13 protein-coding genes are annotated in these 14,313 nt (G+C 74.4%); 6 read left to right on the top strand and 7 right to left on the bottom strand.

Annotation, left to right across the window (positions count from 1 at the left end; genetic code table 11):
• Window positions 1-30: 30 nt before the first annotated feature.
• From AAT21_RS26220 to AAT21_RS26195, 6 genes are all read left to right on the top strand, one after another.
• Window positions 31-927, top strand: coding sequence for an NADP-dependent oxidoreductase (locus AAT21_RS26220; RefSeq protein ID WP_046779467.1), 897 nt, complete (start codon window positions 31-33; stop codon window positions 925-927).
• 513 nt (window positions 928-1,440) lie between these two features.
• Complete coding sequence (locus tag AAT21_RS26215) at window positions 1,441-1,824, top strand: peptidase inhibitor family I36 protein (protein ID WP_143568903.1); 384 nt, start codon at window positions 1,441-1,443, stop codon at window positions 1,822-1,824.
• 73 nt (window positions 1,825-1,897) lie between these two features.
• On the top strand, window positions 1,898-2,842 hold the full coding sequence (locus tag AAT21_RS26210; RefSeq protein ID WP_046779361.1) for a hypothetical protein: 945 nt from the start codon (window positions 1,898-1,900) through the stop codon (window positions 2,840-2,842).
• A gap of 7 nt (window positions 2,843-2,849) precedes the next feature.
• The gene (locus AAT21_RS37080) at window positions 2,850-4,370 is read left to right on the top strand and encodes a peptidoglycan-binding domain-containing protein (RefSeq protein WP_052757991.1); all 1,521 of its coding nucleotides are present in this window, start codon (window positions 2,850-2,852) and stop codon (window positions 4,368-4,370) included.
• Complete coding sequence (locus AAT21_RS26200) at window positions 4,363-5,109, top strand: ABC transporter ATP-binding protein (protein WP_107081386.1); 747 nt, start codon at window positions 4,363-4,365, stop codon at window positions 5,107-5,109. The genes AAT21_RS37080 and AAT21_RS26200 overlap by 8 nt, the downstream gene beginning before the upstream one ends.
• Entirely contained in the window at window positions 5,099-6,379 is a 1,281-nt protein-coding gene (locus AAT21_RS26195; RefSeq protein WP_157879790.1) for an ABC transporter permease, read from the top strand. Before AAT21_RS26200 ends, AAT21_RS26195 begins: the two co-directional genes overlap by 11 nt.
• A gap of 50 nt (window positions 6,380-6,429) precedes the next feature.
• On the opposite strand, the gene AAT21_RS26190 is transcribed toward AAT21_RS26195, so the two are convergent.
• From AAT21_RS26190 to AAT21_RS26160, 7 genes are all read right to left on the bottom strand, one after another.
• A complete protein-coding gene (locus AAT21_RS26190; RefSeq protein ID WP_235439226.1) occupies window positions 6,430-7,182 on the bottom strand; it encodes a zinc ribbon domain-containing protein in 753 nt (250 codons plus the stop codon).
• Window positions 7,183-8,330: 1,148 nt separating this feature from the next.
• Window positions 8,331-8,906 carry a phage tail protein gene (locus AAT21_RS26185; protein WP_046779359.1) on the bottom strand — a complete coding sequence of 192 codons (576 nt, stop codon included), beginning with the start codon at window positions 8,904-8,906 and terminating at the stop codon, window positions 8,331-8,333.
• On the bottom strand, window positions 8,903-10,876 hold the full coding sequence (locus AAT21_RS26180) for a putative baseplate assembly protein (protein ID WP_046779358.1): 1,974 nt from the start codon (window positions 10,874-10,876) through the stop codon (window positions 8,903-8,905). Before AAT21_RS26180 ends, AAT21_RS26185 begins: the two co-directional genes overlap by 4 nt.
• Window positions 10,876-11,298, bottom strand: coding sequence for a GPW/gp25 family protein (locus AAT21_RS26175; protein ID WP_030664125.1), 423 nt, complete (start codon window positions 11,296-11,298; stop codon window positions 10,876-10,878). The genes AAT21_RS26180 and AAT21_RS26175 overlap by 1 nt, the downstream gene beginning before the upstream one ends.
• Window positions 11,298-11,615 carry a PAAR domain-containing protein gene (locus tag AAT21_RS26170; RefSeq protein WP_046779357.1) on the bottom strand — a complete coding sequence of 106 codons (318 nt, stop codon included), beginning with the start codon at window positions 11,613-11,615 and terminating at the stop codon, window positions 11,298-11,300. Before AAT21_RS26170 ends, AAT21_RS26175 begins: the two co-directional genes overlap by 1 nt.
• A gap of 73 nt (window positions 11,616-11,688) precedes the next feature.
• Window positions 11,689-13,506: a VgrG-related protein gene (locus AAT21_RS26165; protein ID WP_046779356.1), complete on the bottom strand. Its 1,818-nt coding sequence runs from the start codon at window positions 13,504-13,506 to the stop codon at window positions 11,689-11,691.
• Window positions 13,503-14,228 carry a CIS tube protein gene (locus AAT21_RS26160; protein ID WP_046779355.1) on the bottom strand — a complete coding sequence of 242 codons (726 nt, stop codon included), beginning with the start codon at window positions 14,226-14,228 and terminating at the stop codon, window positions 13,503-13,505. Before AAT21_RS26160 ends, AAT21_RS26165 begins: the two co-directional genes overlap by 4 nt.
• Window positions 14,229-14,313: the final 85 nt, after the last annotated feature.

Here is a 14,313-nt window from a genome sequence, read left to right as displayed (position 1 = left end):
ACGATGAGCGAGCAGCAGACGGTACGGACGATGGCCGCGGCCGTGGTGAACGGGTTCGGCGGCCCGGAGCGGGTCGAACTGGCCGAGGTGCCGGTGCCGCGCCCGGCGGCGGGACAGGTCAGGGTCCGGGTGGCGGCCGCCGGGCTCAATCCGGTGGACGCCGGGGTCCGCTCCGGGATCTTCGGCGGCGCGGGAGAGCGGCTCGGTCTCGGCTGGGACGTCGCGGGGGAGATCGACGAGACCGGCCCGGGGGTGACCGGCTGGAGCCGCGGGGACCGGGTGGTGGGCCTGCACTACGGCGCGGTGAAGCCGCTGGGCACGCACGCCGAGTACGTGGTGCTCGACGCGGGCGCGGTGGCCGCCGCGCCGACCGGGGTGGAGGTGCCGGCCGCGGCGGCGCTGCCGCTGGCCGGTCTGACCGCGGCCCGCGCGGTGGACCAGCTGGGGCTCGCCCCCGGCTCGTCGGTGCTGGTCACCGGCGCCGCAGGGGTGGTCGGCGGACTGGCGGTGCAGCTCGCCGCGCGGGCCGGTCTGGTGGTGACGGCTCTGGCGGGGCCGGACGACGAGGAGCTCGTACGGTCGCTGGGCGCGGCCGCCTTCGTCCCGCGCGGCGGGGCTCCGGCCGGGCCGGTGGACGGGGTGCTGGACGCGGCCGTCGTGGGCGGGGACGCGCTGGCCCTCGTCCGTGACGGCGGGGTCTACGTCGGCCTGATCCCGAACCACGCCCCGGCGGCGGAGCGCGGCATCCGGGTCGAGGAGCAGGAGGTCGCCGCGGACGGGGAGCTGCTGGCACGTCTGGTGGCCCTCGTCGAGGAGGGTGCGCTGACGCTGCGGGTCGCGGAGGTCTTCCCGCTCGCCGAGGCGGCGAAGGCGCACGAGCGGCTGGCGACGCCGGGGGTGCGCGGGCGGATCATCCTGACGGCGTGACCGGGGCGGGGCCGAGGCCGGGGCCGGGGCAGTGACCGGGGCCGGGGCCTTCGGCCCCACCCGGTGGCGCCGGTCGAGGCTCGGGTGGGGCACGCCGGGCGGCGGTTCATGACTGCACGTCAAGGGGCGCCTCCACGGTGTGACGAAGGGGCGTCGGAGGGCGGCGGGGGGCGGCGGACGCCGGGATTTTCTTGCGCGTGTTCGTGGCCCGTCCGGGTGGCGCGCATCCGGACAGTGTCCGCCTGTGCCGCCCCGCCGCGCCCCGGGCGTGGCTGACCTGCGCCGGGGCCCTGGCCGAAGCGCGGGCGGCACACCGAAATGGAGGGCGGCCGGGGCGGATATCGAACACTGAATGATCAATTCCAAACGTCAACGGTCCCTGTTGCAAAGGGAATTGACCTTTGACTTCCGATCGGCGTGGCCTAGCCTGGCTATCAGCCGACCGGGGGGAAGGGCTTCGGCTGCCCTGCCCTCTCACTGCATCAGTCACCACCCGACGAGGGGGAGTAACGAGTGCTCAGTAAGAGGATTTCGGCCGGATTCATCGCGATGGCGGCCGTCGCCGGCGTCGTCGCCGCGGCACCGTCCGCATCGGCCGTGGACCGTACCTGCTACGACGGCAATTTCTGCATCTACAAGGACCGGGACTTCTCCAAGAACAACTCGATGTACCGGACGAAGTACGAGTCCGCGCGCTGGGACATCGACATGCCGGCCGTCTACGAGGCCGACAGCTCCTGGTGGAACCGGCGCGGCCAGTCCTCCAAGACCTACGGCGGTCGCTGGATGTCGCTGGGCGTCGAAATCTGTCTCATTCCCGGTGGTTCCGTGAACTACTACTGGGACGCCAACGACGATGGTGCGAGCAACACGCTGAACGACGGCTCGCGCTGCTGACCATCGCTCGAAGGCCGGGCCGCCCCCGCAGCTGCGGGGGCGGCCCGGCCGCACCCTCCGGAGGACACGGACATTGAACAAGCGCACCCGGGTTGTGACGGCGATCGCGGTGGTGGCGGTGTTGACGGGCTCCGCCTCCGCCTGCTCGGAGGAGTCCCCCAAGGACATGGAGACGGCCCGCCGGGCCCAGGCCGCGCTCGACAGTGCCGACGAGGCGCTGGATCAGGAGCGTGAGGCCGAGACCAAGCTGATCCGCAAGTGCATGAACGACCAGGGCTTCAAGGTCTTCCCGTCCGACGGCACCAACAGCAACAAGGGCCGGAAGCGCAGTGAGGACCTCACCCCGACGTCCGAGGCCGCGCGCACCGTGGGCTACGGCGCGGACCCGCGCCGGTCGGAGAACCAGAAGACCCAGGAGGCCGGCGACGACTTCGACGCGCTGCCCGAGGACGTCAAGCGGGCCCACAGCATGGCCATGGACGGCTACGTCGACAAGCCCGAGGGCGGGGTCGAGTTCGACTTCGGCGGCGGCAAGGTCATGGTGCCGTCGAAGGGCTGCCGCGGCGAGACCCTCAAGGCCGTGTACGGAGACGTGAAGGAATACCTGCGGCTCAACTGGACGGTGTACAACACCGTGAAACAGGACAGCGCGCGCATTCTCGGAGACGACGACGCATATCAGAAGGCGTTGTCGGAATGGGCCTCCTGCATGAAGGCCGGCGGCTATCCGGAGATTCCGACTCCCGAGAAGGCCAGGGAGGCGGCACTTTCGCATTATGCGAACGTCCCGGACGGTGATACCGCGGCGCTCGACAATGCGCAGCGCGCCGAGATCAAGCAGGCCACCACCGATGCCGATTGCGGTACGAAGGTCGGGCTCAACGCGAAGGCGCGGGAGGCGAAGAGCAAGGCGTCCGCCGATTCGCTGGTGAAGCACGAAGCGGAGATCACCGCCTGGCTGGAACTCATCACGAAAGCCAAGGCCAAGGCACAGGAACTACTGCGAGAGACGTCGTAATACCGTGATGAGCCTCGAACACCCCGAGGAGCCCCAGGCGGCCGAGCCGTCCGGCGGGCGGGCCCGGCACCGGTCCAGGAGGGCCCTCGTCATCGCCGCCGCCGTCGTCGTGCTGTTCGGAAGTTCCGGATCGGTCTGGTGGATCGCGTCCCAGGCCAGAACACCCGAGCAGCGTGCCTCGAACGCGGCGGCGCCGCCGCCCTCCCGGATCACGGGGAAGGTCTCCGGCCAGCAGCTCGTCGAGAGGATGGAACTGACCGGGAAGGTCGAGACGGCCTCACGGACCACCATCGCCGGCGTCCAGCCGCAGGGCACCAGCCGCGCGGTCGTGACGGGTCTGCCCGCGGCCATGGGCAAGACCCTCAAGGCCGGCGCGGTCGTCGCCGAGGTGTCCGGCCGGCCGGTCCTGCTGCTCCCGGGGCGCTTCCCCGCGTACCGGGACCTGAAGGCAGGTGACAAGGGCCCAGACGTCCAGCAACTGCAGCGCGCGCTGCAGCCGTTGTACGGGACCGCCGTGAACGGCACGTACGGACCGGCCACCGTCGAGGCGGTACGCAAGCTGTACGCGGCGGCCGGGTACGAGGCGCCCTCCGGGCAGGGCCAGAGCCAGGGCGGCGGCGGTGCCGGCGGGGGCGGTACGGGCGGGGGCGGTGCCCCGTCCGGCGCGTCCGGCGGCGGCAGCGCGCCCCGCGGCGGCGCGGAGACCGACGGCGGCACGGGCGCGGCCCCCGGTACCAAGGCAGGCGCGAGCGCGCCGCCCGCCCGCGGCTCCGACGCGCCGCCGGCCTCCGGACCCGCCAAGGCCGGGGAACTGCTGCCGGCCGCGGAGGTCGCGTACGTCAGCACCCTGCCCGCCGCGGTGGTGCAGGTCACCGCGGCGGTCGGGGACGCGGCCGACAAGCCGCTCGTCGTCCTCGGAAGCGGCGGCCGCCAGGTGCGGGCGACCCTCACCGCGGACCAGCGCACCCGGCTGCGCGATCTGCCGGACGACGCGGTGATCCGCTTCGGCACCGGCCCCTACGAGGGCCGGGAAGGCAGCCTGGGCTCCCTCGCCGGCCCCGCCGACGCCAAGAGCGGCGACCAGCAGGGGAACGCGAAGACCGGCGGACAGGACGGCGCAGGCACGTCAGGCGCCGCGGGTACGGCGGGTACGGCGGGCGCGGGAGGCGGCAACGGCGCGGGTGGGGGTGGTGGCGCCGGCGCAGGTCAGCACGAGGCGCTGTTCGTCCCCAGCGGGGCCGAGGCCAAGGAGGGCGCGGTCCAGCAGATCAGCGTGGAGCTGCGGCGCAGCCCCAAGGGCGCGCTGACCGTTCCGGTGTCGGCCGTGTGGACCGACCTCGGCGGCGGGTCCACGGTCACCGTCAGCGACGGCGGCAAGGAGCGCGACGTCCCTGTCGAGGTGCTGTTCACCCATGAGGGGCTCACCGCGGTCACCGCGCTCGACGCGAACCTCGGCGCCGGCGAGACGGTGGTCCTCGTGCGCCGCGGAAAGGCGGCGGACGGCGCCGAAGGGGGCACCGATGACTGACCCGGCCGGCGGCCCGGCGGCCGGCCGGGCTGTCGACCCGGCGGCCGGTCCGGCCGGCGGCCCGGCTCTCGACCCGGCCCCCGTCATCGAGATGGCCGGCATCGCCAAGACGTACCCGGGGCCGCCGCCCGTGCACGCGCTCACCGACGTCACGCTCGACATCCGGCCCGGCCGGCTCGCCGCGATCGTCGGCCCCTCCGGCTCGGGGAAGTCCACGCTGCTGAGCGTGCTCGGACTGCTCGACGTCCCCACCCGCGGCCGCTACCTGCTGCAGGGCAGGGACACCACCGACCTGTCCGAACGGGCCCGCACCGCGCTGCGCGCCTCGACGCTCGGCTTCGTCTTCCAGGCCTTCCACCTGGTCCCGCACCTCACCTGCGTACAGAACGTGGCCCTGCCGCTCGTGCACCTCGGCGTGCCCCGCGCCCGGCGGCGGCCGCAGGCCGTCGCGGCCCTGGAATCCGTGGGCCTCGGACACCGCCTCGACGTCCGTCCCACCACCCTGTCCGGCGGGGAGCGGCAGCGGGTCGCGGTCGCGCGGGCGATCGTCCACCGGCCCGCCGTGGTGCTGTGCGACGAGCCGACCGGCAACCTGGACACCGCCAACTCCGCCCGCGTCATGGACCTGCTGACCGGACTGGTGGCGCAGGACCGGGCCGTCGTCGTCGTCACGCACGAACCCGAGGTCGCGGCCCGCGCCGACCGCGTCTTCAAGGTGGTGGACGGCCGTGTTTCGTAGCCGCAGGACACGTGAGCGGTCCGCGGACGTGGAGGCCGGACCGGACGCGGAGGGGACGGCGCCCGCGGCCCCCCGGACGTCCGCCGCGGACCTGCTCGTCCAGGCGTTCCTCGCGCTGTTCGGCCGCAGGTTCCGCACCCTGCTGACGATGGTGGGCATCTCCGTGGGGCTGGCCGCGGCACTCGCCACGCTGGGCATCACCGCCAGTGCGGCCGGCGCCGTCTCCGACCAGTTCGACGCCCTCAAGGCGACCCGGGTGACGGTCAAGTACCCGTCGGAACCGGTCGCCGGGGTCCGGCCGCGGCCCGACGGCGGCGACGCCCAGCGGGTACGCGGCCTCAACGGCGTCCGCACCGCGGGTCTCGTCAGCAAGGCCGGTGAGCAGCCGGTGGTCTCCCGGCTGGCGTCGGGCGGGTCGAACGACCTGCCCGAGGGGACGGTCCTGGCTGCCCAGCCCGACGCCCTGCCGGCCATGTCGGCCGAACTCACCCAGGGCCGGTGGTTCGACACCGGGCACGACGCGCGGCGGGAGCGGGTGGCGCTGATCGACACGGCCGCCGCGTCCCGGCTGACCGTCGACGGCGGGGCCGGCAACTCCGTGATCCACGTCAACGGTGTCGCGTTCAGCGTGCTCGGCGTCTTCCGCGCCCCCACCGGCGACACCGACCTCACCGGCTCCGTCGTCGTCCCCTACTGGGCGGCCCTCCAGGACCCGGCCGGTCTGGGCTTCGCCCCCGCCGAAATGATCATCCGTACGGATCTGGGTGCCGCCGACCAGATCGGCGCCGAGGCCCCCTTCGCCCTGGCCCCGGGTGCACCGGACAAGCTCGTCGCGCTGGTGCCGCCGGACCCCCGGTCGCTGCGCCAGGGCGTCGAGTCGCAGACCCGGGCCCTGTTCCTGGGCCTGGCCGCCGTCTCCCTGGGCGTGGGTGCGCTGGGTGTCAGCAACACCGCCTACGTGTCCGTCCTGGAGCGGCGCTCGGAGATCGGCCTGCGCCGTGCCCTGGGTGCCTCCCGGCGGGCGGTCGCCGGGCAGTTCTGCATCGAGAGCGGTCTGGTCGGGCTCGCCGGCGGTGTCGTCGGCACGGTCCTGGGCATCCAGATCACCGCCGTGACCTGCCTGGCCAAGAACTGGCTGGTGGTCCTCGACCCCGTCCTGACGACGGCGGGGCCGCTGGTGGGCCTCGTGGTGGGGCTGGCCGCCGGGCTGTACCCGGCCCTGGCGGCCGCCCGTATCCTGCCCGCCGAGACGCTCCGGGCGGGCGTGTAGGCGGGGCGGTGTCGCGTCGGCGGTGCCGCGTCGGCGGTGTTTCAGCTGCCTCAGCTGCGCTGGAAGAACTCCACCTCCGCCAGGGCGAGAGGGCGCTCCGGAGCCGAACCGGCGGGCTCCTGGAGGGTCAGCCGGACCGTCGCGACATCGCTGATGCCGGTGGGGAACGTCTGCGGGCCCGGCTTGTCGCTGAGGACGAGCTGCTTGTGGACCGTGGCGCCGTCCCGGTCCGTCACCTCCATGTCGATCCGCAGTGCCCGGCCCTGCTTCGCGTACTCCTCGGGGGCGGGCGAGGCGCCGTTGGTGATGATCACGGCGACCAGACGGAACGGCTTGCCGAAGGTGTACGTCGCCGAGGTGCCGGGGCCGGGCGCGGCCCAGTAGCGGTTGCTGAGGCCGTCCGTGCTCAGGCCCACGGGGTGCCCGGGGAGTTCGGCGCTCGCCTGGGCGCGGGTCGGGGTGACGGCCTTGGCCTTGCCGAGCTTGTCCAGGGTGTCCTGTACGAGGTGCTGCCCGGCGGGCAGCAGCAGGAACCCGGCCGCGCACAGGGCCAGTACGACGGTCAGGACCACCAGGAAGCGGACCAGGCGGCCGGAGCCGGCCCGGGTCCGGCGGCGCAGCGGCCAGACCGTGCGCCACCAGGGCAGCGGGGCCGCGATGGTGGAGGGCGTCAGCGGAGCCGCGCAGCGGCGGCAGAAACGGCGGTCCGGCGGGTTGGGCGTCCCGCAGGCCGGGCACGGCACGCCGGAGATGTTGTCGCTCACGGCGAGCGGCCGTACGACGGGCCGCGGCGCGACGGGCACGCCGGGCAGCACGGGAGCGGGTGACGCTGCCGCTGGGTGTACAGGTGCCACCGGCCCGGCCCCGCTGGCCCGTTCCGCGCCGCGGCCCGAATCCGCCGCGGGTGCGGGTGCCACGGGCTGGGGGCCGGCCGTGTGCTCCGGGCCGCGGCCCCCGTCCGCCGTCGGCGCGGGTGCCACCGGCCCGGCGCCGGCGGCCGGGCCCGCCGTGCGGGCGTCCGCCACTGGGTCGGGGTCGGCCGCGTGTTCCGGGCTACGGGCCCGGTCCGCCGCGGGTGCGGGCGGGTTGGGCCGCCTGCGCAGCCAGGACAGCCACCGGTTCGCTGCGGCGGGCGCGGGCGCGCCGGGTTCCACCCCGGTGGTCGGAGGGGAGGCGGGAGAGCCGTCCCGCTCCGGGACGGTGCCGCCCTGGGCATCGTCTTGGGCTGCGCCGCCGTGAGGAACACCCTCCTGGGCCGTCCGGCCTTGGGGGGCGGCCGCCTCGGTCGCGCCCCCCGGGTGCGTTCCGCCGGGGGCGGCGGCGCCGGGCATGCCCTGTCGGGGCGTGCCGCCCGGAGGCGTCGCTTCCGGGGCGGTGCTCTGTCGGGGCGTTCCGCCCTGGGCCGTCCGGCCGTGCCGGGGCAGGTGGCCCTGGGCTCCGGGTGCCGTGCCCTGGGGGGTGGCCTCCTCGGGCGTGCCGTCCTGGGCTGTTCCGCCGGGCGCGGTGGCCTCGCCGGGTGTGTCCTGGCGGGGCGTTCCGCCCGGGGGCGTGGCCCTATGGGCGGTGGCCTCCTGGGAAGTGTCTGCCTGGGCCGTGTCCTGCCTTGGGGTGCCGGTCTGCGGCGCGTCGGCCCGAGGGGTGGCCCCCTGGTGGGTGCCGTTTCCGGCTGTCCCGGTCCGGTCCGTGCTCTGCCGGGGTGCGTCGGCCGCAGGGGTGGCCCCCTGGTGGGTGTCCTTCTGGGGCGTGCCCGCCTGAGGGGTGGGCTCCTGGGGGGTGCCGGCTCCGGTCGTGTCGTTCCGGGGTGGGTCGTTCCGGGGTTCGTTCTGCCCGGGCGTGCCCGCACCGTTGCGGGGGGTGGGGGGCGACCAGTTGAGGTAGGCGCCGCAGTTGGGGCAGAAGTCTTCCGTCGGGGCGGTCGGCGATCCGCAGGCAGGGCATGTGCGCATCGGGGTCAGCTCCCTTCGGTCGCGGGCGGGCCGGGCAGGATCTCCACCCGGCAGAGCGTGTGGACGGGGCACAGGGTGCGGACCAGCGCGCGGACCCGGTCCGCGTCCACCTCGGGCGCGGCGCCCGGGCCGCCGCGCGGCCACACCCGTACGAGGACCTCCCCGGCCGCCGCCGGGGTCGGCTCGGTGCCGTTTGTGCGGGACCAGACGGCCGCGCCGTCACCGCTGACGTCGGCGGACACGCCGAGGACCAGCCGCAGGGCCTCGACGAGCCCGCGCCGGGTGCCGCGCCACCGGTGCAGTTCCACCGCGCGGGCCACCGCCTCGCGCCGCAGCGCGGCCGGCCAGTCCGGGTCGTCCGCACCGCCGACCCAGGAGGCCAGCCAGGCGAGGAAGTCGGCCGGGGCCAGCCGGGGGTCGAAGTACGAGGGCAGGTTGTCGAGGGTCGTGAACACCGGGGCCAGGACGGTGTCCAGGCCCGCCGTGAACCGCTGGGCGAAGTCGTCGTCGGCGTACAGCGCGGGCAGTTGCCCGCCGATCGGGTGCCGGCTGGGCAGGCCGGGTACGGCGGCCCGGCTCATCCGTGCACCTCCTGCTCGGTGACGACGACCTGGTGCTGGTAGGAGAAGACGAGCGTGCCCGCGCCGACGTCGATGCGGTCGACGGGGGCCCCGCGCCGCCCGGTGATCGGGTCGGCGGCGAACAGCCGGATCTCCTCCACCAGGACGTCCCCGACGGCGCGTTGCAGTACCCCGAACACCTCCCCGTACTGCACGGGCCGGCCGAACGGCCAGCCCGTGCCGTCGGGCCCGCCGTGCAGCGGGTTGAGGTGCCGGAACAGCGCGGCGAGCGCCGCGTCGCGCACCCGGTCGGCGTCGGCGGCGGGCGCCGAGAGCCGGGCGACGACGGTGACGCCCTGGTAGACGGGCGGTTCCACGACGAGGCTGGTGCCGATCAGGCGCCGTTCGTCGAGGGCCGTGGTGATCGCGGCGAGGACCTGGTCGGAGGGGATCAGCTGCTCGAAGCGGAGCCGGTCGCCCTCGTCGGCGACCGCGTCCGGCACCACCAGGACCCGTACCGAGCCCGCGCCGCGCCCGCCGTCGGTGGCGGGCAGGCAGCGGACCCGGCGGACCGAGGGCGCCGCCCGGCGGGCGATGATCTCGAAGTCCTCGGCCGTCACCGCGCGTTCCTGCATGCGCAGGGCTTCGGGGGCGCGCAGCTTGGCGTTGTCGATGGTCTCCCCGGCGACACCGCCGCGCGCCGCCTCCCGGTTGGTGACCCGGGCGACGTACGGGACGGAGCTGCGCAGGACGGAGATCGCGCCGCGCGAGACGTTGCCCGCGGGGCCGCCGCCGGTGCGGTGGCGGGCCACCCGGATCTGCGCGCCCTTGGGGGGTACGGCGCCGCAGGGGCGCAGGCTGCCGTCGGCCTCGCGCAGCACGGGCGGGAAGGAGAACTCGCCGGTGGTGGCGTCCACGCGGACGTGCCGGTCGTCGGGTCCGGAGCGGCCGAAGTGCTCGACGATCTCCCAGCGCTGCCAGCCGTCGGGGGAGGACACCTCCACGACCGGAGGTTCCCCGTCGAGGAGTACGGGCGGCCGGCCGAGGCGGAAGCTCTGCCCGGCGACGCCCTCCGAGGTGCCGAGGGGGACGTCGCTCACGCGTTCGGCGTGCTCGACGGTCATGGTGCCGCCGACGGTGAAGACGGCGGCCTCGCGGACGGTCGGGGACTCGGAGTAGAAGGGCTGGCCGGGCTCGGGTTCGGTGACCCGGCAGCGCAGCCAGCCGGCGCGGGTCCCGCCGATGACGGACGCGGTGTGTCCGGCGGGGACGTACACGATGATCTCGCCGGGCCGGTTGAGGCCGCCGGTGCTGTCGGAGTCGGTGGCGCAGCGCTGCCAGCGGCCGCCGTCCCACGCCTCCCAGACCAGCGGGGGCTGGCGCGGGTCGACGCCGACGCCTTCGACGCGGCTGTCGAGGCGCACGGCGACGATGCAGCGCGGCACCGCTGTCGGCAGGCCGAAGAGCAGGGCGTCGCCGGGTTCGGGCGTCGCCTGGAAGCAGGGGATGTCGCGTCCCTCGGTGAGCGCGCCGGTCCGGTCGGCGGGCTCGCCGGTGCGGGGCGCGGTGACCAGTCCGGTCAGTTCGCTGGGCAGGATCCGCAGGTCGTCGGTGGTGGCGAAGACCACGGCTTCCTCGGTGTCGCCGGCTGCGGTGGTCACCTCGGTCGTCACCTCGGTGCCGGCGGGCAGGGTGACGGTGTCGGGCTGGGGGGCCGACAGCCAGAAGTCGACGTCGGCGGTGGCGGCCGAGGGCGGGTACAGCTGGATGCCCAGCAGGTCCAGGAACGCCAGGTAGTTCTTGTCCGGGACCCGGTTGAGCCGGTACAGGAGCTGGTCGACGAGGTAGGCGAACGTCTCGATGAGGGTGACGCCGGGGTCGGAGACGTTGTGGTCGGTCCACTCGGGGGCGCGCTGCTGCACGTACCGCTTCGCCTCGTCGACGAGCTGCTGGAACCGTCGGTCGTCCAGGTTGGGGGAGGGCAGGGCCATCAGTCCGCGACCATTTCCTCGGCCCCCTCCTCGGAGGGGATCGTGTAGAAGGGGAAGACCAGGTTGCGCCGGTCGTTGGTGGTGCGCACCGTGTAGTGCACATCGATGTAGAGGGTGCCCGCCTCGACGGCGTCGAAGGCGACGACGACGTCGTCGACGGTGATCCGGGGCTCCCACCGTTCCAGGGCTTCGCGTACCTGCTGGGCGACCCGGCCGGCGGTGTCGCCGTCGCCGGGGGCGAAGACGTACTCGTGGATGCCGCAGCCGAACTCGGGCCGCATGGGCCGTTCGCCGGGGGCGGTGCCCAGGACGAGGCGGATGGCCTCCTCCAGTTCGCGTTCGCGTTCGACCATGGCGATCCCGCCGGTCGGGCCGACCCGCAGGGGGAACGCCCAGCCGCGGCCGATGAAGCGTTCGCTCATCACACGCCTCCGATCAGGACGTTCATGGCGCCGGTGAGGATCTGTGCGCCGCAGGCGGTCTGGTCGCGGGCGCGGGCGGCGGGGAGGCCGCCGATGAGGACCGTTCCCGCGGTGAGTGCGGCCGGGTTCGGCACGATCACGTTGGCGGGGCCGAGGGCGGCGTGCGGCGGGACCACGCAGACGTGCAGGCTGCCCACGACGGCGGCGGGCCGGCCGCCGATCAGCACCGTGGCCACCCGCGCGGCGGCGCCGGGCGGTGGCGTGGCGAGCCGGCCACCGTGGTTGGTGGGGTCGCCGGTACGGGCCGCGGCTGGCATCGGATGCTCCTCGGGGACGGTGGTCGTGCTGCAAGGGGTGGGCGGTCGTGCTGCAAGGGGTCGGCGGGGAAGGTCAGTTGATGCGGATGAGGCGGGCCTTGAGGACGGCGAGCAGGCCGCCGTCGACGGTGACGTCCGTGGTGCCGTTCACCTTCACCGACCGGCCGCCGATGCTGACCCCGGCGGTGCCGTCGATGTCGACCTGCCGGCCGGACACCTTCACGGTGCCCTGCCGGGCGTCGAGCGTGATGCCGTTCTTGTCCATGGAGACGGAGGTCAGCGGCCGGCCCCGGCCCGCGTACACGGTGAGCTCGATGCGGTCCCGGCGGTCGTCCATGCGTACTTCGAGCCGCTCGTCCCCGGTCACCAGCCGCAGCCCGGAGGGGCCGGGCGCCGCCGCGTCGAGCAGTTCCACGCGGTGGCCCGAACGCGACACGATCGAGCGGCGGTTGACCTTGCCGCTGGTCTTGTCGATCAGTGGAACGTCGTGCGGTGAGGGCTGGTCGACGCCGTTGTAGAGGCCGCCGATGACGTACGGGCTGTCGAGCAGGCCCTGCTCGAACCCGACCAGCACCTCGTCGTTGACCTCGGGGCTGACCACCCCGCCGCCGCCCTTGCCGCCCCACTGGACGCTGCGCACCCAGTCGGTGACGTAGGTGTCGTCCAGCCAGGGGAACTTCAGCCGGACCGCACCGCGCTGGGAGCCGTTCGGTTCGCGTACGTCCGTCACCACGCCGATCGCCAGACCGGGGATGCGGGGGCCCCGGCCGGGTGCGTTGGCGCCGGTCACCAGGCCGGTCAGGGAGCGGTCGGGGCTGGCGCTGACCCACACGGTCGTGCGGAAGCCGCCGTGCGGTTCCAGGACGTGCTGCACCGCTGTCGCCGTGTACCGGCCGGAGAAGGCCTGCCCGACGTTGCCGAGCGCGACCGGTTTGCCGGCCCGCAGCAGCGGGTTGCCCTCGGCCACGGCCTCCAGTTCACCGAAGCCGGAGCTGATCTGGGCGGCCGTGGCCTTCGCGACCGCCGTGGTCTCGGCCTGGGTGCGGTAAGGGGTGTCGGTGACGGACACGGCGGCCGTCCCGAAGCGTGCGGCGGTCTGCGGGCCGAGGCCCGGCACCACGGTGTCGCTGACGACGGACGGGTGCTCGGCGACCAGCGGCCGCTTCGTGGTCACGTCCCAGCCGCGGACCTGCACCTTGGAGGCGCCGTCGGCGGCCGACAGGGCGGCCCGCAGGGCGAGGAGGTTGCGCCCGTACTCCAGGACCATCGGGTCGCGGACCGCAGACGTCGACGGGGCGGGCGCCCCGGACGCCTTCACGGGCCGGGTGAACTGCAGCAGGCCCTGGTCGTCGACGCGTACCTGTGCGCCGCTCTCGCCGGCGAGGTACTGCAGGAAGTCCCAGTCGGAGACGTTCGCCTGGGACAGCTGCTTGTACGTGACCGGCGCGGCCTCCACCTTCCCGACGGCGAGCCCCGCTCCGGCGGCCACCTTGCGGACGATGGCGGCGGCCGTCATGTTCCGGTACGCGACGACCTTGCGGCCGCGCTGGAGCCGGTGCGCCTTGGAGTAGGCGCGTACGACGGTGAACGAGCCGGTGCGGTCCCGGTCGATCTCCAGGGCGGTGACCTCGCCGTTGAACAGCCGTTCCCGGGCCTGTCCCTTCACGGTCGCCACCGACACCCGCAGCGGGGTGCCGATGGTGATGCCGGTGGCGCGCAGGAACTCGTGGTCGGGGTCGCGGTAGGTGAGGACCGCGGTGTCGGGCAGGCCCACGTTCTCGTCGACGACGCAGGAGACGAGCTGCGCCGCCCAGATCTGCGGCAGTTCGCCGGGGGCTTCCACGATGGGGTCGGCCGCGAACGACCGGCCTCCGGGCTCGGACCCGCTCACCGCTGTTCCTCCTCGCCGTGCTGGTCACGCGTGCCCGGCACCACGATCTCGGTGCCGGGGACGAGTGCCATGGGGTCGTCTATGCCGTTGGCCTCCGCGATGACCCGCCAGGCCGTCGCGTCGCCGTATTCGCGCCAGGCCAGCATGGCCAGGCTGTCGCCCGCCACCAGGGTGTGCGTGCTGCGGGCGGTGCGGGAGCCGGAGGTCGGGTTCTGGCCGGGCGGGTCGACGCTCGCCTCCTCGATGGAGAGGGAGCAGGTGGCCCGCAGCGGCTTCCCGTCCACGTCGAAGAGCGTGTACGACACCGACAGGTTGGACAGCACCCCGTCGAAGGAGGTCGTCCGCGCGCTGCCCCACTCGAAGCGCACCCAGGGGCTCGCGGGCTTCTTGCGGCCCAGGCTGGCCGGGGTCGGCACGCACGCCTTCATCAGCTTCTCCACCGCCTGCTCGACGGAGTTGTCGTGCTTGGCGGTGGCGTCCAGGAACACCTCCAGGCTGAGGGTGCGCGGGCCGCTGCCCACGAACTCGGGCAGCGCCGACTGGCCCGCCATCCGGGACGGGGACCGCCGCCACTCGGTGGTCTTGCCCAGCTGCAGGGTCGAGGGGTTGAACTGCAGGTCGAGGCGGGCGATCGTCCCGCCGGGCTTGGCCCCGACCGAGGCCGGGGGCTCCTTGAGGGTGAGCTGGGCCCGGGCGCGGCTGGCGCGTGCCGAAGAGGCCATGCCGTGGACTTCCTTCCGGGGCGGGACGGGGCGGGGCGGGGGTGGGGCGGGGTCAGGGACGAAGGGGAACGGCCGGTCAGGAGGG

This window comes from Streptomyces yangpuensis (assembly GCF_001005295.1).
Taxonomy (GTDB): Bacteria; Actinomycetota; Actinomycetes; order Streptomycetales; family Streptomycetaceae; genus Streptomyces; species Streptomyces yangpuensis.
Note: the sequence above shows the minus strand (reverse complement) of the source record. Positions and strands in the feature narration are given on the sequence as shown.